This is a genomic window from Pseudomonas sp. GW821-FHT04C07 (assembly GCF_059420325.1).
The window spans coordinates 218,429-238,243 of record NZ_JBWKTM010000003.1; the positions used below are offsets into that span (position 1 = coordinate 218,429).

17 protein-coding genes are annotated in these 19,815 nt (G+C 59.1%); 14 read left to right on the plus strand and 3 right to left on the minus strand.

Translation table 11 applies throughout. The annotated features are described in order from the left end of the window. Positions 1 to 8: 8 nt before the first annotated feature. The 9 genes from pilW (at position 9) to AC07UI_RS07810 (ending at position 9,842) form a co-directional block, all read left to right on the plus strand. Positions 9 to 767 (plus strand): type IV pilus biogenesis/stability protein PilW, encoded by a 759-nt coding sequence (pilW, locus tag AC07UI_RS07770; protein WP_494991930.1) that lies wholly within the window; start codon positions 9 to 11, stop codon positions 765 to 767. Next, positions 767 to 1,774, plus strand: a complete 1,008-nt coding sequence (locus tag AC07UI_RS07775; RefSeq protein WP_494991931.1) for a RodZ domain-containing protein — start codon at positions 767 to 769, stop codon at positions 1,772 to 1,774. The genes pilW and AC07UI_RS07775 overlap by 1 nt, the downstream gene beginning before the upstream one ends. Before the next feature lie 3 nt (positions 1,775 to 1,777). Then, the gene (ispG, locus tag AC07UI_RS07780; RefSeq protein WP_494991932.1) at positions 1,778 to 2,887 is read left to right on the plus strand and encodes a flavodoxin-dependent (E)-4-hydroxy-3-methylbut-2-enyl-diphosphate synthase; all 1,110 of its coding nucleotides are present in this window, start codon (positions 1,778 to 1,780) and stop codon (positions 2,885 to 2,887) included. 23 nt (positions 2,888 to 2,910) lie between these two features. Next, entirely contained in the window at positions 2,911 to 4,200 is a 1,290-nt protein-coding gene (hisS, locus tag AC07UI_RS07785; protein WP_494991933.1) for a histidine--tRNA ligase, read from the plus strand. Positions 4,201 to 4,240: 40 nt separating this feature from the next. After that, positions 4,241 to 4,882: a tetratricopeptide repeat protein gene (locus tag AC07UI_RS07790; RefSeq protein ID WP_494991934.1), complete on the plus strand. Its 642-nt coding sequence runs from the start codon at positions 4,241 to 4,243 to the stop codon at positions 4,880 to 4,882. Next, positions 4,875 to 6,026: an outer membrane protein assembly factor BamB gene (gene bamB / locus AC07UI_RS07795; RefSeq protein WP_494992142.1), complete on the plus strand. Its 1,152-nt coding sequence runs from the start codon at positions 4,875 to 4,877 to the stop codon at positions 6,024 to 6,026. Before AC07UI_RS07790 ends, bamB begins: the two co-directional genes overlap by 8 nt. A 183-nt stretch (positions 6,027 to 6,209) precedes the next feature. After that, positions 6,210 to 7,679: a ribosome biogenesis GTPase Der gene (der, locus tag AC07UI_RS07800; RefSeq protein ID WP_494991935.1), complete on the plus strand. Its 1,470-nt coding sequence runs from the start codon at positions 6,210 to 6,212 to the stop codon at positions 7,677 to 7,679. Between the two features lie 235 nt (positions 7,680 to 7,914). Next, entirely contained in the window at positions 7,915 to 9,063 is a 1,149-nt protein-coding gene (locus tag AC07UI_RS07805; RefSeq protein ID WP_494991936.1) for a pyridoxal phosphate-dependent aminotransferase, read from the plus strand. Beyond that, positions 9,051 to 9,842 carry an amidohydrolase gene (locus AC07UI_RS07810; protein ID WP_494991937.1) on the plus strand — a complete coding sequence of 264 codons (792 nt, stop codon included), beginning with the start codon at positions 9,051 to 9,053 and terminating at the stop codon, positions 9,840 to 9,842. Before AC07UI_RS07805 ends, AC07UI_RS07810 begins: the two co-directional genes overlap by 13 nt. A gap of 175 nt (positions 9,843 to 10,017) precedes the next feature. Here the strand turns inward: AC07UI_RS07810 and leuA are convergent, their stop codons facing one another. From leuA to xseA, 3 genes are all read right to left on the minus strand, one after another. Next, on the minus strand, positions 10,018 to 11,691 hold the full coding sequence (gene leuA, locus AC07UI_RS07815) for a 2-isopropylmalate synthase (protein WP_494991938.1): 1,674 nt from the start codon (positions 11,689 to 11,691) through the stop codon (positions 10,018 to 10,020). Between the two features lie 364 nt (positions 11,692 to 12,055). Beyond that, complete coding sequence (locus AC07UI_RS07820; protein ID WP_494991939.1) at positions 12,056 to 12,877, minus strand: peptidoglycan DD-metalloendopeptidase family protein; 822 nt, start codon at positions 12,875 to 12,877, stop codon at positions 12,056 to 12,058. Positions 12,878 to 12,880: 3 nt separating this feature from the next. Further along, the gene (xseA, locus tag AC07UI_RS07825) at positions 12,881 to 14,260 is read right to left on the minus strand and encodes an exodeoxyribonuclease VII large subunit (protein WP_494992143.1); all 1,380 of its coding nucleotides are present in this window, start codon (positions 14,258 to 14,260) and stop codon (positions 12,881 to 12,883) included. A 208-nt stretch (positions 14,261 to 14,468) separates the two neighbouring features. Here xseA and AC07UI_RS07830 point away from each other — a divergent pair, with 208 nt between their 5' ends. The 5 genes from AC07UI_RS07830 to AC07UI_RS07850 all read left to right on the plus strand — a co-directional run bounded on the left by AC07UI_RS07830 (position 14,469) and on the right by AC07UI_RS07850 (position 19,815). Then, positions 14,469 to 15,236: a sulfite exporter TauE/SafE family protein gene (locus tag AC07UI_RS07830; protein ID WP_494991940.1), complete on the plus strand. Its 768-nt coding sequence runs from the start codon at positions 14,469 to 14,471 to the stop codon at positions 15,234 to 15,236. 151 nt (positions 15,237 to 15,387) lie between these two features. Next, on the plus strand, positions 15,388 to 15,936 hold the full coding sequence (locus AC07UI_RS07835; RefSeq protein WP_494991941.1) for a sugar ABC transporter ATPase: 549 nt from the start codon (positions 15,388 to 15,390) through the stop codon (positions 15,934 to 15,936). A 176-nt stretch (positions 15,937 to 16,112) separates the two neighbouring features. Next, on the plus strand, positions 16,113 to 17,582 hold the full coding sequence (gene guaB / locus AC07UI_RS07840; RefSeq protein ID WP_494991942.1) for an IMP dehydrogenase: 1,470 nt from the start codon (positions 16,113 to 16,115) through the stop codon (positions 17,580 to 17,582). Positions 17,583 to 17,678: 96 nt separating this feature from the next. After that, positions 17,679 to 19,256: a glutamine-hydrolyzing GMP synthase gene (gene guaA, locus AC07UI_RS07845; protein WP_494991943.1), complete on the plus strand. Its 1,578-nt coding sequence runs from the start codon at positions 17,679 to 17,681 to the stop codon at positions 19,254 to 19,256. Between the two features lie 280 nt (positions 19,257 to 19,536). Continuing rightward, the gene (locus AC07UI_RS07850; protein WP_494991944.1) at positions 19,537 to 19,815 is read left to right on the plus strand and encodes a hypothetical protein; all 279 of its coding nucleotides are present in this window, start codon (positions 19,537 to 19,539) and stop codon (positions 19,813 to 19,815) included.

A 19,815-nucleotide genomic window follows, 5' to 3' on the forward strand; every position in this document is an offset into this window, starting at 1 on the left:
GGATCTCTATGTCTCTGCGCGTCGCGCTGCTTGTGCTTTTCGCCAGTCTGTCGGCTGGTTGTGTTTCATCGGGTGATTTCAGTCCGATGAAAACGAGCAAGGGGCGGGATGAGGCGCGTGCGGCATACGTGCAGCTGGGTCTTGGGTATCTGCAGCAGGGGATGACCGAGCGAGCGAAAGCTCCGTTGAAGAAAGCCCTGGATCTGGATAGCTCGGACGCCGATGCGAATGCGGCCCTGGGGCTGGTGTTCCAGGCCGAGATGGAGCCTGAACTCGCTGACCAGCATTTTCGCAAGGCATTGTCCTCGCGTCCCGGTGATGCGCGTATCCTGAACAATTACGGCAGCTTTCTTTTTGAAGAAAAGCGTTATGAAGACGCTTACCAGCGCTTCGAACAAGCCGCTGCCGATACGCTTTATCCTGAGCGCTCGCGGGTTTTCGAGAACCTGGGTATGACTGCTTCAATGCTCGGTCAGCGTGATCTGGCCAGGCAGCAACTGGAAAAAGCCCTGCGTTTGAACCGCCAACAACCCCGCGCATTGCTGGAAATGGCTGAGTTGTCATTCGAAGACAGGCATTATGTGCCCGCGCGTGGTTACTACGATCGTTTTAGCCTGCTGGCTGAGCAAAATGCACGTAGTCTATTGCTCGGCGTTCGGCTGGCAAAAGTGTTCGAAGATCGCGACAAGGCCGCAAGTGCAGGCCTGCAATTAAAACGACTCTATCCCGGTACGCCGGAATATCAGCAATACCTGTCGGAGCAATGATGAAAGCGGCGCATCCCGAAGTTGTAGCAGCGACTCGCGTAAACCCTGGTGAGACCTTGCGTCAGGCCCGCGAAAGCAATGGTTGGTCGCTGGCGGAAGTGGCTCTGAAGCTCAACCTTACCGTAGGCTCATTGAGCAATCTGGAAACGGGTGCTTTCGACAAGTTGCCAGGGCATACCTTTGCCCGTGGCTATATTCGTGCCTACGCCAAGTTGCTGGGCATGGACCAGGCCGTATTGGTCCAGCAATTCGACCAATACTCCGGTACCGACGCCCAAGGCAGCAGCGTGCACAGCCTGGGTCGCATCGAAGAACCTGTACGGGTTTCCCACACCATTTTGCGTATCGTCAGCCTGCTGTTGCTGATTGCCGTGATCGGCGGCGGCTTTGTCTGGTGGCAGGATCAGACCTCCTTGCGCACCAAGGACCTGATTGCAATCACCCCGGAACACGTCGAAGTCGAAGGGGCCGATGGCACCACGCAGATTCACCCGCTCGACGAGCCGGAAGATCAAGCGGTAGTCGAAGCTCAAACCGAAGCTTCGACCAGTCTCGCTTTGCCTGAGGGCCAGCCGCCGGCTGAAGTCCAGGCCAATGCGGCTGCACCGGCTCCAGGCGCTCCAGTCGTCGTAGCGCCAAGCGTACCGACCGCTGCAACTCACACCGCACCTGTTCCGGTTGTTGCGACGCCAGCTCCTGCTGCGCCTGTGACTAAACCGGTAGTTCCTGCAGCGCCTGCGGCTGCCGCGACGGCGCCAGTTGCTGGTACCGGTCAGGTTCGGCTGCAATTTACCTCCGATTGCTGGGCCCAGGTTACCGACGGCACCGGCAAAGTGCTGTTGAGCGGTCTCAAGCGCAAAGGCTCGACCGCCGAGGTCAGCGGTAAACCACCGTTTTCCGTGCGTCTGGGCTATGCCCGTGGGGCGCAGGTCAGCTACAACGGCCAGGCGGTCGATATCGCTCCGTTCACCAGTGGCGAGACTGCTCGCCTGAAGTTAGGTCAATAAGTCATGCACGGCGAATCTCCAATCAAACGTCGCGAGTCCCGCAAAATCTGGGTTGGCTCCGTACCCGTGGGCGGCGATGCGCCCATCGCGGTGCAGAGCATGACCAACAGTGACACCAATGATGTCGCAGCGACCGTAGCCCAGATCAATCGCCTGGAAGCTGCCGGCGTCGATATCGTGCGCATTTCCGTGCCGGATATGGACGCCGCCGAAGCCTTTGGCCGGATCAAGCAACTGGTCAAAGTGCCTTTGGTCGCCGATATCCACTTCGACTACAAGATTGCACTGCGCGTGGCCGAACTCGGTGTCGACTGCCTGCGAATCAACCCGGGCAACATTGGTCGTGAAGACCGTGTGCGTGCCGTGGTCGATGCCGCCCGTGATCGCGGGATCCCGATCCGTATCGGCGTCAACGCCGGCTCGCTGGAAAAAGACCTGCAAAAGAAATACGGCGAACCGACCCCTGCTGCGCTGGTCGAGTCTGCATTGCGTCATGTCGAGCACCTTGAGCGCTTGAACTACAAGGATTTCAAAGTCAGCGTAAAAGCCTCCGATGTGTTCATGGCCGTCGAAGCTTATCGCCTGCTGGCCAAGGAAATCATTCAACCCCTGCACCTGGGTATCACCGAAGCCGGTGGTTTGCGTTCAGGCACAGTGAAATCTGCCGTGGGCCTCGGTATGCTGCTGGCCGACGGGATTGGCGATACTATTCGCATCTCGTTGGCGGCCGACCCGGTAGAGGAAGTGAAAGTCGGCTACGACATTCTCAAATCCCTGCACCTGCGGTCCCGTGGTATCAACTTCATCGCCTGCCCAAGCTGTTCGCGGCAGAACTTCGATGTGGTGAAAACCATGAATGAACTGGAAGTGCGCCTTGAAGACTTGCTGGTGCCACTGGATGTTGCGGTCATCGGTTGTGTAGTGAACGGTCCGGGCGAAGCCAAAGAGGCTCACATCGGCCTGACCGGTGGTACACCGAACCTGATCTATATCGACGGCAAGCCGGCGCAGAAATTGACGAATGACAATCTGGTGGATGAGCTGGAACGGCTGATCCGCCAGAAGGCGGCCGAAAAGGTCGAAGCCGACGCGGCGCTGATCGCCCGCGGCTGATCGAACGAATTTAAGGATTTATAGTGAGCAAGTCTCTGCAAGCCATTCGTGGCATGAACGACATCCTGCCCGAGCAGACCCCCCTGTGGCGTCATTTCGAAGGTACCGTCTCGCGTCTGCTGGATAACTACGGTTACAAGCAGATCCGCATGCCGATCGTTGAATTCACCGAGCTGTTCAAGCGCTCCATCGGTGAAGTGACCGACATCGTCGAAAAAGAGATGTACACCTTCGACGACCGCAACGGCGACTCTCTGACCCTGCGCCCTGAAGGCACAGCGGCCTGCGTGCGTGCTGTGCTTGAGCACGGCATCACCGGCGGTGGCCAGGTGCAGAAACTCTGGTACATCGGCCCGATGTTCCGCCACGAGCGTCCGCAGAAAGGCCGTTATCGCCAGTTCCACCAGATTGGTTGCGAGGTCTTCAACCTTGATGGTCCGGACATCGACGCCGAACTGATCGTGCTGACCTGGCGCCTGTGGGGCGAGCTGGGCATCCGTGACGCGGTCAAGCTCGAACTCAACAGCCTGGGCACCAGCGAATCTCGCGGTCGTTACCGCGAAGCACTGGTCGAGTACCTGACGGCACGTCTGGACCAGCTGGACGAAGACAGCCAGCGCCGTCTGAAAACCAATCCGCTGCGAGTGCTGGATACCAAGAACGCCGATACCCAGGCGGCACTGCTCGATGCACCGAAGATGGCTGACTACCTCGACGAAGAGTCCCTCACTCACTTCGAGGGCCTGAAGGCGCGTCTGGACGCTGCCGGCATTCCTTATGTGATCAACCCGAAGCTGGTGCGCGGGCTGGATTACTACAGCAAAACCGTATTCGAATGGGTCACCGACAAGCTCGGTGCCCAGGGCACTGTCTGCGCGGGTGGCCGTTACGACGGTCTGGTCGAGCAGATGGGCGGCAAGCCGACCCCGGGCGTTGGTTTCGCCATGGGCATCGAGCGTCTGGTGCTGCTGCTCGAAACCCTGGAGCAGATCCCGGAAGAAATCTCCCGTCAGGTTGATGTCTACCTTTGCGCCTTCGGTGAAGCTGCTGAACTCGCAGCGCTGGCATTGAGCGAGCGGGTACGTGATCAATTGCCAAACCTGCGTCTGCAGATCAACGCCGGCGCCGGTAGCTTCAAAAGCCAGTTCAAGAAGGCCGACAAGAGCGGTGCGCTGTATGCATTGATCCTCGGTGACGACGAAATGGCCCAGCAAGTGGTCGGTTTCAAACCCTTGCGTGGCCAGGGCGAACAACAAAGCATTGCCTGGGATGCGCTTGCCGCTCACCTGGCCACCTGCGTCGTGCAGGGTTGAAGCTGTCAAACAGCCGATTTAGCGAATAAGGAGTATTGGGGTGTCGAGTACCGAAGACGAACATCTGGCGGAATTCAAAGACTGGTGGCAGCGTAACGGCAAACCTCTAGTGACCGGCGGCCTGTTGGCGCTGGTCATCGTGTTCGGCTGGCAGGCGTTTCATAAGTATCAGAGCAACCAGTCGCAAGGTGCCTCGATGCTCTACCAGCAATTGCTGGAAACCACGCTGACCCCTGATGGCAAGCCGGATGCGGCCCGTGTTGCGGATCTGGCCGGCAAGCTCAACAGCGAGTTCGCGGGCACTGCCTACGCGCAATACGGCAGCCTGTTCGTGGCGAAAGTCGCGGTCGATACCGGCAAGCTGGACGACGCGGCGAGCGAGCTCAAAGCCGTCGCCGACAAACCGGCCAACCCGGCCCTGGGCGAAATCGCGCGTCAGCGTCTGGCTCAGGTGCTGGCAGCACAGAACAAGCCTGACGAAGCGCTGAAGCTGCTCGAAGGCGATGCTGACAAGGCATTCCTGGCCACTCGTGAAGAGCTCAAGGGTGACCTGCTGGTCCAATTGGGTCGTACCGACGAAGCCCATGCTGCGTATCAAAAGGCCAAGGCTGCGCTGTCTGATGAAGCAGCGGTCGATGGCTTACAAATCAAGCTGGACGACCTGGCCAAAGGGGATGCGTGACGTGATCCGTTGGAAACATGCAGCATTGCTGGCTCTGGCCATTCTGGCCGCGGGTTGCAGCAGCAACAGCAAAAAAGAACTGCCACCGGCTGAACTGGTCAACTTCAAAGAAGAAGTTGTTCTGCAAAAGCAGTGGAGCCGTTCGATCGGTAATGGCCAGGGCGATACCTACAACATGTTGGTGCCGGCTATCGACGGCGACACCCTCTATGCTGGCGATGTAACTGGCGTGGTGATGGCGCTGGATCGAAGCAATGGCGACGTCAAATGGAAGAAAAATCTTGATCTGCGTGTTTCCGGCGCCGTTGGCGTTGGTTACGGTCTGGTCCTGATCGGTACGCTGAAAGGCCAGGTGGTAGCGCTGGATTCCAGCACCGGTGAAGAGAAATGGCGCGCTCGCGTGACCAGTGAAGTCCTCGCACCGCCTGCCACCAACGGTGATGTGGTTGTGGTCCAGACTCAGGATGACCGTCTGATCGGCCTCGACGCTGCTACCGGTAATCAACGCTGGCTCTACGACAGTACCCCGGCGGTCCTGACCCTGCGTGGCACCAGTGCGCCGATCGTCACCAACCGCCTGGCGATTGCCGGCTTGTCGACGGGTAAAGTCGTTGCTCTTGATATTCGCAACGGCGTGCCGGTCTGGGAGCAACGCATCGCGATTCCGCAAGGACGTTCGGAGCTCGAACGTGTGGTCGACATCGACGGAGGCCTGCTGTTGTCCGGTGGCACCCTGTATGTGGCCAGCTATCAAGGTCGCGTTGCAGCTCTGGACCTGGAAAGCGGTCGTCCGCTCTGGCAGCGTGATGCTTCCAGTTATGCAGGCGTCGCTCAAGGCTTTGGCAGCGTTTACGTGAGCCTGTCTTCGGGTACCGTTGAAGGTGTCGACGAGCGCTCCACCACTGCATTGTGGAGCAACGACTCGCTGGCCCGCCGTCAACTGTCGGCACCGGAAGTGTTCTCCAGCTACGTTGCAGTCGGTGACATGGAAGGCTACCTGCACCTGCTGAGCCAGGTGGATGGCCGTTTCGTCGGCCGTGAACGCATCGACAGCGACGGCCTGCGTGCTCGTCCGCTGGTGGTGGGCGACACGATTTATGTGTATGGCAACAGTGGCAAGCTGGAAGCCCTGACCATCAAGTAAGAACTATGCTGGACCTATAGGTAGGAGCGAGCTCGCTCGCGAAGGACGTCAACGATAACGCGTACAGTCTGGATAAACGCGGTGTTGTGACGTTCTTCGCGAACAAGTTCGCTCCTACACGAGCACCAGCCGCTGCCTAGCAGCGGCTTTTGTATTTTCTGAAATAACGAAGTGGAGAGCCGCATGGTTCCCGTAATCGCCCTGGTGGGCCGACCGAACGTCGGCAAGTCCACCTTGTTCAACCGCCTGACCAGGACCCGTGACGCCATTGTCGGCGACCTGTCCGGTCTGACCCGTGATCGCCAATACGGTGAGGCAAAGTGGCAAGGGCGCTCCTACATTCTGGTCGACACCGGTGGTATTTCCGGTGACGAGCATGGCATGGACGAAAAAATGGCCGAGCAATCGCTGCTGGCCATTGAAGAAGCCGATGTCGTCCTGTTCCTGGTAGACGCCCGCGCAGGTTTCACTGCTGCTGACCAAATGATTGGCGAGCACCTGCGCAAGCGTAACAAGCGTTCCTACGTAGTCGCCAACAAGGTCGACAACATCGATCCTGAGCTGGCCCGCGCCGAGTTCAGCCCGTTGGGCATGGGCGACGCGATCCCGATCGCCGGTGCTCACGGCCGCGGCATCACTCAGATGCTGGAAATCTGCCTGCGCGAATTCCCCAAAGATGAGGAAGGGCCGGAAGAGGGCGAAGCTGAAATCGTCGAGGAAGGTCAGGAAGCCAAGCGCATTCCAGGTCCGAGCGAAAAAGACGGTATCAAGATCGCCATCATCGGTCGTCCGAACGTCGGCAAATCGACGTTGGTCAACCGTATGCTCGGTGAAGACCGGGTTATCGTTTATGACGAGCCCGGCACCACGCGCGACAGTATCTACATTCCCTTTGAGCGTAACGAAGAGAAGTACACGCTGATCGACACCGCGGGTGTGCGCAAGCGCGGCAAGATCCACGAGGAAGTCGAAAAGTTCTCCGTGGTGAAAACCCTGCAGGCGATCAAAGACGCCAACGTGGTGGTTTTCGTCATGGACGCCCGCGAAGGGGTGGTCGACCACGACCTCAACCTGCTGGGCTTCGTGCTGGAAGCGGGTCGTGCGCTGGTTATCGCACTGAACAAGTGGGATGGCATGGAGCCGAGCGAACGCGAGTTCGTGAAGATCGAGCTGCAACGCCGGTTGTTCTTCGTAGACTTCGCCGACATTCACTTCATCTCGGCCTTGCACGGCACTGGCGTGGGCAACCTCTATCAGTCGGTGCAGAACTCGTTCAAGTCCGCGGTTACCCGCTGGCCGACCAACCGTCTGACTCAGATTCTTGAAGATGCGGTGGGTGAACACGCGCCACCGATGGTCAACAACCGTCGGATCAAACTGCGTTATGCCCACTTGGGCGGAGCCAACCCGCCGATCATCGTGATCCACGGTAACCAGGTCGAGCGCGTTCCGAAGTCCTACGTCCGTTATCTGGAAAACACTTACCGCCGTGTCTTGAAACTGGTCGGTACGCCGATCCGGATCGAGTTCAAAGGTGGCGAGAACCCGTACGAAGGCAACAAGAACACGCTTACCGACCGCCAGGTCAACAAGAAGCGTCGTTTGATGACTCACCACAAGAAAGCCGAGAAGAAGCGTAAAGACAAACGCTGATTGGGCTATGTGAAATGATCGTTCCCATGCTCCCGCGTGGGAATGCATCTCGTGACGCTCCGCGTCACCTGGACGCGGAGCGTCCATGGCGGCATTCCCACGCAGAGCGTGGGAACGATCAATTGCTGCATCGGAAAAAGGGCGCCCATGGCGCCCTTTTTCATACCTGCCGTTTGGGCTATCCTCGGGCTCTCCCGTGCCGCCGTAGAGCCGGGTGTTCAGCAGGGAATTACCCATGATCACCAGTAAGCTGCCGAATGTCGGCACCACCATCTTTACTCGCATGTCACAGCTCGCGGTAGAAACCGGCGCGCTCAATCTGTCCCAGGGTTTTCCCGATTTCGACGGCCCGCAGGCCCTGCGTGATGCCGTAGGCCGGCATATCGCCAGTGGCCACAACCAGTATTCACCCATGACCGGCCTGCCGGCGCTGCGCCAGCAAGTCGCGGCCAAGATCGCCCGCAGCTATGGCTGCACGGTGGACGCCGACAGCGAAGTGACCATCACTCCCGGCGCGACTCAGGCGATTTTCTGTGCCATTCAAGCGGTGATCCACAGCGGCGACGAAGTCATCGTTTTCGACCCGTGCTACGACAGTTATGAACCGTCGGTGGAACTGGCTGGCGGTCGTTGCGTACACGTTCAGTTGGGCCTGGATGACTTCGCCATCGACTGGCAGAAGCTTGGCGAAGCGCTGAGTCCACGTACGCGGATGATCATCCTCAACTCTCCGCACAACCCAAGTGGCGCACTGATTACTCGCGCCGAGCTGGACCAGTTGGCGGCGCTGATCCGCGATCGCGATATTTATTTGATCAGCGATGAGGTCTACGAGCATCTGGTGTTCGACGGTGTGCCTCACGTCAGCGTGCTGGCCCATGAAGAGCTGTATCAGCGGGCCTTTGTCGTGAGTTCCTTCGGCAAGACTTACCACGTCACAGGCTGGAAAACTGGCTACGTGGTGGCCCCGCCCGCCTTGACCGCTGAGCTGCGCAAGGTGCACCAGTACGTCAGTTTCTGCGGCGTCACGCCGTTGCAATATGCCTTGGCCGATTACATGGCCGAACACCCTGAGCATGTCGAAGAACTGCCGGGCTTCTATCAGGCCAAGCGTGATCTGTTCTGCGACTTGCTGACACCTTCGCGGTTCAGTTTCACTCGGGTCGCCGGGACCTATTTCCAGTTGGTGGACTATTCGCGGATTCGCCCTGACCTTAATGACGTCGATATGGCGCTATGGATGACTCGTGAGCACGGTGTGGCGACGATTCCGATCTCGGTGTTCTACCAGAACCCACCGCAAGGGCAGCGTCTGGTACGTCTGTGTTTTGCCAAGCGCGAGGAGACGCTGCGCCAGGCTGCGGAAAAACTATGCGTGATCTGAGTGCACTACCAAATCTGAACATAGCGCTGATTCAGACAACGCTGGCCTGGCATGACCGTCAGGCGAACCTCGAGCATTTCGAGCAACTGCTCGAACAAGCCCGGGGCGCGGACCTGATCATTCTGCCGGAAATGTTCACCACTGGCTTTTCCATGGCGTCCGAAGCCCTGGCCGAGCCGGAAAACGGCCCCACCAGCAAGTGGCTGCGTAGCCAGGCAAAAAAGCTGGATGCGGTGATCACCGGTAGCGTGATTGTCCAGGCCGCCGATGGCAGCCATCGCAATCGCTTGCTGTGGGCGCGTCCCGACGGTGAAGTCTGGCATTACGACAAGCGCCACTTGTTCCGTATGGCCGGGGAACACAACCACTTCACGCCGGGCGAGCGTCAGGTGCAGTTCGAGCTCAAAGGCTGGCGGGTGCGTCCGCTGATTTGCTATGACCTGCGCTTCCCGGTGTGGAGCCGCGATGCTCAGGACACCGATTTGCTGCTGTACACCGCCAACTGGCCTGGCGCCCGGCGTCAGCACTGGAACCGCCTGTTGCCGGCGCGCGCCATCGAAAACCTCTGCTACGTGGCGGCGGTGAATCGGATTGGCACCGATGGCAAAGGCTTCGCCTATACCGGCGACAGCCAGGTGCTGGATTTCCAGGGCGAAACCCTGCTCAGCGCCGGGGAGGCGGATGGGGTGTTTCAGGTCTGCCTGAACGCTGCCGAGCTGGCGGCTTACCGGACGCGGTTTCCGGCTAACCTGGATGCGGATACCTTTCAGCTCACATAGGCGCTTCTAGATCATTCCCACGCTCTGCGTGGGAAAGCAGCCCGTGACACTGCGCGTCACATTCAGAGCGGACGCGGAGCGTCCAGTGAGGCATTCCCACGCGGAGCGTGGGAACGATCAGCCCAACAAAAAGGCCCCGAGGTGTTAACCCCGGGGCCTTTTGTATTTCAACTGGTTACGCCGCTTCTTGGGCTGGTGTCTGGCTCAGGGAGCGGTTCAGCGCGCTGAACAGGGCCTTGAAGCTGGCAGTGGTGATGTTTTCATCGATGCCCACACCGTGTACTGCACGTTCGCCGTTCACGCGCAGTTCAATGTAGGCCGCAGCCTTGGCATTGGTGCCCGCGCCGATAGCGTGTTCGTTGTAGTCCATGATCTCCACGGCAATCGGCAGACCGGCCACCAGGGCTTCCAGGGCGCCATTACCCTTGCCGCGCCAATGTTGGGTTTCTCCGTCGCAGTGAACCTCGATCTCGACTGTGCTGTGGCCGTTCTCTTCCTGCAAACGATGGCTGACCAGCGCGTAAGGCAGGTTGGCCTGCAAGTACTCGCTGTGGAGCAAGGCATGGATCTGCTGGGCAGTCATTTCAAGGCCCAGGCGGTCGGTTTCACGCTGTACCACCTGGCTGAACTCGATCTGCATGCGACGCGGCAAGTTGATCCCGTATTCCTGTTCCAGCAAGTAAGCGATACCGCCTTTGCCCGACTGGCTGTTGACGCGGATCACCGCCTCGTAGCTGCGACCGATGTCGGCCGGGTCGATCGGCAAGTACGGCACTTCCCAGAGGGTGTCCGGTTTTTGTTGAGTGAAGCCTTTGCGGATAGCGTCCTGGTGCGAGCCGGAGAATGCGGTGTGAACCAGGTCGCCGACATACGGGTGACGCGGGTGCACGGGGATCTGGTTGCACTCTTCAACGACTTTGCGCACGCCGTCGATGTCGGAGAAGTCCAGCTCGGGATCGACGCCCTGGGTGTAGAGGTTCAACGCCACAGTCACCAGGTCGACGTTACCGGTACGCTCACCGTTGCCGAACAGGCAGCCTTCGACGCGATCGGCACCAGCCATCAGACCCAGCTCGGTGGCGGCAACGCCAGTGCCACGGTCGTTGTGGGTGTGCAGGCTGATCACCACGCTGTCACGGCGGTGGATGTGACGACCGAACCACTCGATCTGGTCGGCATAGATGTTCGGGGTCGCGCATTCGACGGTGGCAGGCAGGTTGAGGATCACCTTGTTTTCAGGCGTCGGGTTCCAGACCTCGATCACGGCGTCGCAGACTTCCTTGGAGAACTCCAGCTCGGTGGCGCTGAAGGTCTCTGGCGAGTATTCGAAGGTCCACTGGGTTTCCGGCTGCCGGGCTGCGTATTTGACGAACAGCTTGGCGGCGTTCACGGCGATTGCCTTGATCCCTTCCTTGTCCTGATTGAAGACAATCTTGCGGAAGGATGGGCTGGTGGCGTTGTACAAGTGAACGATGGCTTTTTTCGCGCCGCGCAGGGATTCGAACGTGCGCTCGATCAGGTCTTCACGGCCTTGGGTCAGCACCTGGATGGTGGTGTCGTCCGGGATGTGGTTACCTTCGATGAGGGTCCGTACGAAGTCGAAATCGGTTTGCGAAGCGGCAGGGAAGGAGGCTTCGATTTCTTTCACGCCAACGGCGACCAGGGTTTTCCAGAAGCGCAGCTTCTTGACCGCGTCCATCGGCTCGATCAACGACTGGTTGCCGTCGCGCAAGTCGGAGCTGCACCAGATCGGCGCGGCGGTGATGGTTTTCGATGGCCAGGTGCGGTCCGGCAAGTTGATGGTAGGGAACGCGCGGTATTTCGAAGACGGGTCTTTGAGCATGGTCATCAGGAAATCCTTATTGAGTTGGCCGAAAAGAGGCGGCCTGCCGTTGAATCAAATTTTCTATGGATGAAGCAGGGGACGAGGCACCGCGATTCACCCTGGCAGTCGTGCACTGACGAGGCAGAGGCTGCGGTGTTGACGACGCTGAATGAGGGTGTGAGAGGTTTTCATGCCTTCAACCCTAACCATTGGTGTGAAGGATGGCAAGCTGGTGAAAAAAATTGAGATAATTTCTGTTTTTGAGGCATGTTTCGAGATTTTGTGGCGCTAAATTGTTCTTGTTGTTGGATTAATTGCGTTGATGTTAAAAGGTCAGCAATGATCGTTCCTGCGCTCTGCGTGGGAACGATCCCTGAATCGGCGGCGATTACGGCTGGAAGGCACCGATAAAGATCGCCGGATCAACCCGGGTGTCATTCAAACTTACGTTCCAATGCATATGTGGTCCAGTCGCCCGGCCGGTGGAGCCGACTTTGCCAACCACGCTACTGCGGGCCAGTTGCTGGCCTACCTTCACGTCGATTTTAGACATATGGCAGAACATGCTGATAAAGCCCTGGCCGTGGTCAACGAACACTGTATTGCCATTGAAGAAATAGTTGCCGATCAGGATCACCTTGCCGGCGGCCGGGGTTTTGATCGGTGTGCCAGCGGGCACGGCGAAGTCCAGCCCGGCGTGGGGATTGCGTTCCTCGCCGTTGAAGAAACGGCGCACACCAAACTTGCTGGAAAGCGGGCCATCGACCGGTTTGTCCAGTAACAGGTTGCTCGGTGTGTTCGGACTGAAGCTGCGGTAGGCGCGAATCTGTTCGGCCAATTCAGCGTCGATGCGTTTCAGATCCGCCGGGTTTGGATTGACCTGCCGCTGGTTTTTCAGGGTGATGCGCTGTTCCGGGTAGTGCTTGTTGCCGACGGTGAAACTCAGGCTGCGGCCGCCCGCGCTGATCTGCTGGCTGCCCGGTTTGGCCGTCAAAGGCACGCCAACAATCGCCAGCCAGTTGTTCTGTTCCTTGATCACCAGCAACGGTTTGTCCTGATAGCTGGCTTTTGGCACTTGAGCCGAAGGACCGAGATCGACGACTGCGACGCCACCGGGCACCGGTTTGTTCAGCAGACGGGTGATGTAACTGTCTGCATGGGCGTTGAAAGACAAGCAAAGTAACAGCAGAGAGCCAAGAAAACGCAGCATGGATCAATCCAGTAAAGAAAGGGTGACAGGCGTCAGGTGATTGTCTTCGACGCGCACCTGCAATTCACCTTCGCCGAGCCTGGCCTTCAGGCGCTGACCGGTGTGGGTCTGTGCGGCGCTGCGAATGGCCTGGCCGCGCTCGTCCAGCAATATGCTGTAACCACGGCTGAGGGTCGCCAGCGGGCTGACCACATGCAGCGTTTGCATCTGGCTTTGCAGTTGCAGGCGACGGGTCTTCAAACCTTCGCGCATCGCACGCGGCAAGCGTTCGGCGAGGCTTTCGAGGCGTTGGCGCAGCATGGCCAACTGCCGACCGGGATGCTGCCCGGCGAGGCGGGTTTCCAGGCGGATCAGCCGCTCGCGACGGATATTGAGGCTGCGCTCGAAAGCGCGGCGCATGCGCATGTCCAGGTCATCCAGACGTTGCGCTTGCTGGCGCAGGCGTTCGCCGGGATGACGCAAGCGACGCGCCATGCCTTCCAGGCGCAGGCGGTCGCGCATCAGCCGATCGCGAATACGCATCACCAGGCGGCGGTGCAGGCTTTCGACCCGGCGTTGTAGATCGCTGGAATCCGGTGCCAGCAATTCGGCGGCGGCGGAAGGCGTTGGCGCACGGACGTCGGCGACGAAGTCGCTGATCGACACATCGGTTTCATGGCCCACGGCGCTGACAATGGGTGTCACGCAGGCATCCACCGCACGGGCGACGGCTTCTTCGTTGAAACACCAAAGGTCTTCCAGCGAACCGCCGCCGCGCGCCAGGATCAGTGCATCGAAGCCGCGGGCGTCGGCCAGCTGCAGGGCGCGGACGATCTGCGCCGTGGCTTCACGGCCCTGCACGGCAGTCGGGATCAGGGTCAGCCGGACTTGCGGGGCACGGCGGCGGAACACGCTGATGATGTCGCGTATCACCGCGCCGGTTGGTGAGCTGATGATACCGATGCGTTGTGGATGGGCAGGCAGCGGCACTTTTCGTTCGGCGCTGAACAGGCCTTCGGCACTGAGTTTTTCCTTCAGTGCATCGAAGGCCAGACGCAGCGCGCCATCGCCGGCAGGCTCCACGGTGTCGAGAATCAGTTGATAGTCGCCACGGCCTTCGAACAACGAAACCTTGCCGCGCACCTTGACCGCCAGGCCGTCCTTCAACACCTGACGAACCCGCGCGGCATTCTGCCGGAACAGCGCGCAACGCACCTGGGCACCGCTGTCCTTGAGGGTGAAATACACGTGACCGGAGGCCGGGCGGGCGAGGTTGGAGATTTCGCCTTCGACCCAGATGTTGCTGAACACATCTTCCAGCAACACCCGTGCCCGGCCGTTGAGTTGGCTGACAGTCAGGACTTCGCGGTCGAGGCCGAGTCTTGCAAAGGGGTCTTTAATCATGGGGCGCATGATAAAGGCATTCGGCGGTCAATCTCCACGACTCTATGGGATCGCGCGATCCTGCGTCCGGCCGCGCAGTGGTCGCAATTCGGACACCTCGGTCTTGATTTAGTAACGGGGATTCAGGTTTTACGACCGCTGCGCGGCCGGACGCAGGCTGCGCCAGCTGCTACAAGTCATCCTGAAAAGGATCAAGGAAGTCGTACCAATGAGTGTTGTCGCACTGTTAAATCAATGGCCGTTCGGCGCGGTGGAATGGCTGGTGATCGAGCTGGGCATAGCCCTGGCCTATATCGTGTTCGGCATCGCCGGCTTCGGCACGGCGCTAGTGGCGGGACCGATATTGATTCTGTTCATGCCGCTGTCGAAGATTGTGCCGCTGCTGGTGTTGCTGGATTTTGTCGCGGCGTTTGGCAATTTGTTGCCTTCACGACGCAATGTGGTCAAGCCTGAGTTACTGAGGCTGCTGCCGTGCATGGCCGTGGGTTGCACCTTGGGGGTGATTTTTTTGCTCAATCTCAAAGCCGACGTGTTGTTGCTGCTCATGGGGCTGTTTATCAGTGCTTATGCGATCTACAGCCTGTCGGTGAAAATCCGTCCCGCCCAGCTTGCTGCCGGGTGGTCGATCCCGATGGGCACGGTAGGCGGGTTGTTTGGTGCGTTGTTTGGCAGTGGCGGCTTTTTATATGCGATCTATTTGAACAGCCGTTTGCCGAAGGATGCCGCGCGGGCGACCCAGAGTGCGCTGATCAGTTGCAGCACGGTGGTGCGTTTGAGTCTGTTTACGCTCGCGGGTGTGTATGCCGAACTACCCTTACTGTTGTTGGCTCTGTGTTTACTGCCAGCAATGGCGCTGGGGCTGTTGATCGGTCGCCGATTGACCATGAAGCTGTCCCGGGACGCCTTTGTGCGGCTGGTGACCTGGCTGGTACTGGCCAGTGGCATTGCCTTGATCACTCGTTATCTGAGTACTTGACCTGATGGTGTCAGGGATTAAGCTGCCGGCCGCCAGATCCATTCGCGGGCAAGCCTTGCTCCTGCAGATTTATCGATTCATGCAGGAGACTTGCCGGCGAGACGGCTGACCGGACAACGCGAAAATCTCATTCAACGCTTCAGGCCCCACCATGAACTCCCAAAGCATCATCGTCCCGAAAATTTCCACACTGCCGGTGCACGAACCCCGAGCGCGGGCGATCGTGCGTTGGCTGGTGCGCAAGAACATCATCGAAGAAGAACTGACCACCTGCGGTCGTACGGGCAACCGCATGGCCCATGCGATTGCGGCGGGGGCTTGCAGCGTGGTGCTGCACCCTGAGGCGTTACCTTTCGGTGAGCCGGTGAATGGTCTGGAGATCATCACCAAGCGCTGCATCTATACACCGGCCAAAGGCTTTCTCGAAGAAGCTGGCTGCGCTGAGTGCCGAAAAGAAGTGGGTGAAGCCCTGTTCGACAGCCTGGAAGACTGGATGCCCGGACGCACGGATAACTTCACCTGCCCGGAATGTGGCCATGAAGACGACATCAACGGCTTTCTGTTTTTGCAGGAATGCGGTTTTTCCAATCTGGGCTTCATCTTTAATAACTGGGCCGAAGCGGGATTCAAACAGAGCTTTCTCGATGAGTTTGCCGAATGGCTTGATCAGCCGGTGACCTGGGTCAAGGTCGAGCTTTAACCAGGTTAGAACAACGTCGCTCCTGCAGGAGCGAAGCTTGCTCGCGATGCAGACGCTGCGGTCTTCAAATGACCCTCCCATCACCCCGCCGATAATAGGCAGAGTTTTACATTGAGCCGAAGGGGGTGTCTGAGTATAATGGCGCGCTTCCATTTTCCCGCTCGGGAGCCCCCGCGATGCTGCGTATCAGCCAAGAAGCTCTGACCTTCGACGACATTCTCTTAGTGCCCGGTTATTCCGAGGTTCTTCCTAACGAAGTCAGTCTCAAAACCCGTCTTACCCGTGGCATCGAGCTGAATATTCCACTGGTTTCCGCCGCTATGGACACCGTCACTGAAGCCCGTCTGGCAATTGCCATGGCTCAGGAAGGCGGCATCGGCATCATTCACAAGAACATGACCGTCGAGCAGCAAGCTGCCGAAGTGCGCAAGGTCAAGAAGTTCGAAGCCGGCGTGGTCAAGGACCCGATCACCATCGAGGCTGACGCCACGGTACGTGATCTGTTCGAACTGACCCGCATGCACAACATTTCCGGCGTTCCGGTGCTGCACGATGGCGACCTGGTCGGCATCGTCACCTCCCGTGACGTGCGTTTCGAAACCCGTCTGGAAGCTACCGTTCGTGAAGTCATGACGCCGAAAGAGCGTCTGGTCACCGTTCGCGAAGGCGCCAACAAGAACGAAGTCCGCGAGCTGCTGCACAAGCACCGCCTGGAAAAAGTCCTGATCGTCGACGGCAAGTTTGCCCTCAAAGGCATGATGACCGTCAAAGACATCGAAAAAGCCAAGGCCTACCCGCTGGCCAGCAAGGACGACCAGGGTCGTCTGCGTGTCGGCGCTGCGGTCGGTACCGGTAAAGACACCGGCGATCGCGTCGCGGCACTGGTTGCTGCCGGCGTTGACGTGGTAGTGGTCGATACCGCCCACGGTCACTCCAAAGGCGTGATCGACCGCGTTCGCTGGGTCAAAGAGAACTTCCCTGAAGTCCAGGTGATCGGCGGCAACATTGCCACCGGCGCTGCTGCCAAGGCCCTGGCCGAAGCCGGCGCTGACGCGGTCAAGGTCGGTATCGGCCCTGGCTCGATCTGCACCACGCGTATCGTTGCCGGTGTTGGTGTGCCGCAAATCAGCGCCATCGCCAACGTCGCCGCTGCCCTTGAAGGCACTGGCGTCCCTCTGATCGCCGACGGCGGCATCCGTTTCTCCGGTGACCTGTCCAAGGCCATCGTTGCCGGTGCTTCCTGCGTGATGATGGGCTCGATGTTCGCCGGTACCGAAGAAGCTCCAGGCGAGATCGAACTGTTCCAGGGCCGTTCGTACAAGGCATACCGTGGCATGGGTTCGCTGGGCGCCATGTCCCAGGCTCAAGGCTCCTCCGACCGTTACTTCCAGGACTCCTCCGCGGGTGCCGAGAAGCTGGTTCCGGAAGGCATCGAAGGGCGTGTTCCGTACAAGGGCACCCTGAGCGCCATCATCCACCAGCTGATGGGCGGCCTGCGTTCTTCCATGGGTTATACCGGTAGCGCCAACATCGAAGAGATGCGTACCAAGCCAGAGTTCGTGCGCATCACTGGCGCTGGCATGGCTGAATCGCATGTCCACGACGTGCAGATCACCAAAGAAGCGCCAAACTACCGCGTAGGTTGATGCTTCCAGCAAAACGTTAAGTAACCGGGGCTGTTTTCAGCCCCGAGTTGTTTCTGAATCAAGACTGTTTTTGAATTACTTAGACGAGACTGAATCATGGCCCTCGACATTCACGCTCACCGCATCCTGATCCTCGACTTCGGTTCCCAGTACACCCAGCTGATCGCCCGCCGCGTGCGTGAAATCGGCGTTTACTGCGAGCTGCATCCGTTCGACATGGACGACGAAGCGATCCGCGAATTCGCGCCGCGCGGGATCATCCTCGCCGGCGGCCCGGAGTCCGTGCACGAAGCCGACAGCCCACGCGCGCCACAAGCGGTCTGGGACCTCGGCGTACCGGTTTTCGGTATCTGCTACGGCATGCAGACCATGGCCGAGCAACTGGGCGGCCGTGTTGAAGGTTCCGAGCTGCGTGAGTTCGGTTACGCCCGTGTCGACGTGGTCGGCAAGAGCCGCGTCCTGGACGGCATCGAAGACCATGTCGATGCCGATGGCGTCTTCGGTCTCGATGTGTGGATGAGCCACGGCGACAAAGTTACCGAAATCCCGAAAGGCTTCCACATTCTGGCCAGCACCCCGAGCTGCCCGATCGCCGGCATGGCCGACGACACCCGCGGCTACTACGGCGTGCAGTTCCACCCGGAAGTGACCCACACCAAGCAGGGCGGTCGCATCCTTTCGCGTTTCATCCTCGACATCTGCGGCTGCGAAGCCCTGTGGACGCCGTCGCACATCGCTGATGACGCCATCGCGCAAATCCGTGCCCAGGTTGGCACCGACAACGTGCTGCTCGGCCTGTCCGGTGGTGTGGATTCCTCGGTGGTTGCCGCGCTGTTGCACAAAGCCATTGGCAACCAACTGACCTGCGTCTTCGTCGACAACGGCCTGCTGCGTCTGCACGAAGGTGAGCAAGTGATGGCCATGTTCGCCGAGAACATGGGCGTCAAAGTGATTCGCGCCAACGCTGAAGAGCAGTTCCTGAACAACCTGGCCGGCGAGTCGGACCCTGAGAAGAAACGCAAGATCATCGGCCGTACGTTCATTGACGTGTTCGATGCCCAGTCCAACAAGCTGGACAACATCAAGTACCTGGCCCAGGGCACCATCTACCCGGACGTGATCGAGTCGGCTGGCGCGAAAAGCGGCAAGGCTCACGTGATCAAGTCGCACCACAACGTGGGTGGCCTGCCGGACGAAATGAACCTCAAGCTGGTTGAACCCCTGCGCGAGCTGTTCAAGGACGAAGTCCGTCGTCTGGGCCTGGAACTCGGCCTGCCGTACGACATGGTCTACCGTCACCCGTTCCCGGGCCCGGGCCTGGGCGTGCGGATCCTGGGTGAAGTGAAGAAGGAATACGCCGACCTGCTGCGTCGCGCGGACCATATCTTCATCGAAGAGCTGCGCAAGGCCGACTGGTACCACAAAGTCAGCCAGGCCTTCGTAGTGTTCCAGCCGGTGAAATCGGTAGGCGTGGTCGGCGACGGCCGTCGTTACGCCTGGGTCGTGGCCCTGCGTGCAGTAGAAACCATCGACTTCATGACCGCACGTTGGGCGCACCTGCCTTACGAGCTGCTGGAAACCGTCAGCGGCCGGATCATCAATGAAATCGAAGGCATCTCCCGCGTCACTTACGACGTGTCGAGCAAGCCGCCTGCGACCATCGAGTGGGAATGATTCAGACCGGCTCATCGGCCTGTGATCTGCGCGTTTAAACAGCGGCGATCGGCACCTTGGTGTCGATCGCCGCTGGCGTTTCAGCTGCTGTAAAAACCCTTCGCAATACTCTGAAAGACATAGGCCAAGCCTGCTATCAGTCTCGTCTGTACGCTCTCCAGATAATCTTCCAGCCCTGTCCGAGCGGCCTTGGCAGCTCAAGTTTCGGGAAAGGGGCGGTGGATTTTGGTTGGTTGTCATTTGACAACCTTGCAGTTCTTGACGAGACTGGAGGCTATGGATGGCTCGTGCATCTCACCCTGAAAAAGAAATCGAAATGGCCCTGCGTCATGCCGAAGAACAAGGCTGGCGGATAGAAGTCGGTGGCAGCCACGCCTGGGGAAAGATCTACTGCCCTTTCAGACATGACCTTTGCCGCTGTGGTGAATTCTGTATTACCAGCGTGTGCAGCACACCGAGAAACTCGTTCAATCACGCGAGGGCGCTACGGCGGGTGGTTGATAACTGTACGACGCAGCAGGTGATTGACGGGAAATCAGCACCTCGACTCAAGGAGTAA

What these genes read in the sequence shown, in the direction of transcription:
- AC07UI_RS07775 (WP_494991931.1), top strand. Translation starts at nt 767, where the DNA reads ATGAAAGCGGCGCATCCCGAAGTTGTAGCAGCGACTCGCGTAAACCCT.
- ispG (WP_494991932.1), top strand. Translation starts at nt 1,778, where the DNA reads ATGCACGGCGAATCTCCAATCAAACGTCGCGAGTCCCGCAAAATCTGG.
- AC07UI_RS07835 (WP_494991941.1), top strand. Translation starts at nt 15,388, where the DNA reads ATGAACTCCCAAAGCATCATCGTCCCGAAAATTTCCACACTGCCGGTG.
- AC07UI_RS07820 (WP_494991939.1), bottom strand. Translation starts at nt 12,877, where the DNA reads ATGCTGCGTTTTCTTGGCTCTCTGCTGTTACTTTGCTTGTCTTTCAAC.
- AC07UI_RS07805 (WP_494991936.1), top strand. Translation starts at nt 7,915, where the DNA reads ATGATCACCAGTAAGCTGCCGAATGTCGGCACCACCATCTTTACTCGC.
- guaB (WP_494991942.1), top strand. Translation starts at nt 16,113, where the DNA reads ATGCTGCGTATCAGCCAAGAAGCTCTGACCTTCGACGACATTCTCTTA.
- AC07UI_RS07850 (WP_494991944.1), top strand. Translation starts at nt 19,537, where the DNA reads ATGGCTCGTGCATCTCACCCTGAAAAAGAAATCGAAATGGCCCTGCGT.
- bamB (WP_494992142.1), top strand. Translation starts at nt 4,875, where the DNA reads ATGCGTGACGTGATCCGTTGGAAACATGCAGCATTGCTGGCTCTGGCC.
- der (WP_494991935.1), top strand. Translation starts at nt 6,210, where the DNA reads ATGGTTCCCGTAATCGCCCTGGTGGGCCGACCGAACGTCGGCAAGTCC.
- leuA (WP_494991938.1), bottom strand. Translation starts at nt 11,691, where the DNA reads ATGACCATGCTCAAAGACCCGTCTTCGAAATACCGCGCGTTCCCTACC.
- pilW (WP_494991930.1), top strand. Translation starts at nt 9, where the DNA reads ATGTCTCTGCGCGTCGCGCTGCTTGTGCTTTTCGCCAGTCTGTCGGCT.
- AC07UI_RS07830 (WP_494991940.1), top strand. Translation starts at nt 14,469, where the DNA reads ATGAGTGTTGTCGCACTGTTAAATCAATGGCCGTTCGGCGCGGTGGAA.
- xseA (WP_494992143.1), bottom strand. Translation starts at nt 14,260, where the DNA reads ATGATTAAAGACCCCTTTGCAAGACTCGGCCTCGACCGCGAAGTCCTG.
- guaA (WP_494991943.1), top strand. Translation starts at nt 17,679, where the DNA reads ATGGCCCTCGACATTCACGCTCACCGCATCCTGATCCTCGACTTCGGT.
- AC07UI_RS07810 (WP_494991937.1), top strand. Translation starts at nt 9,051, where the DNA reads ATGCGTGATCTGAGTGCACTACCAAATCTGAACATAGCGCTGATTCAG.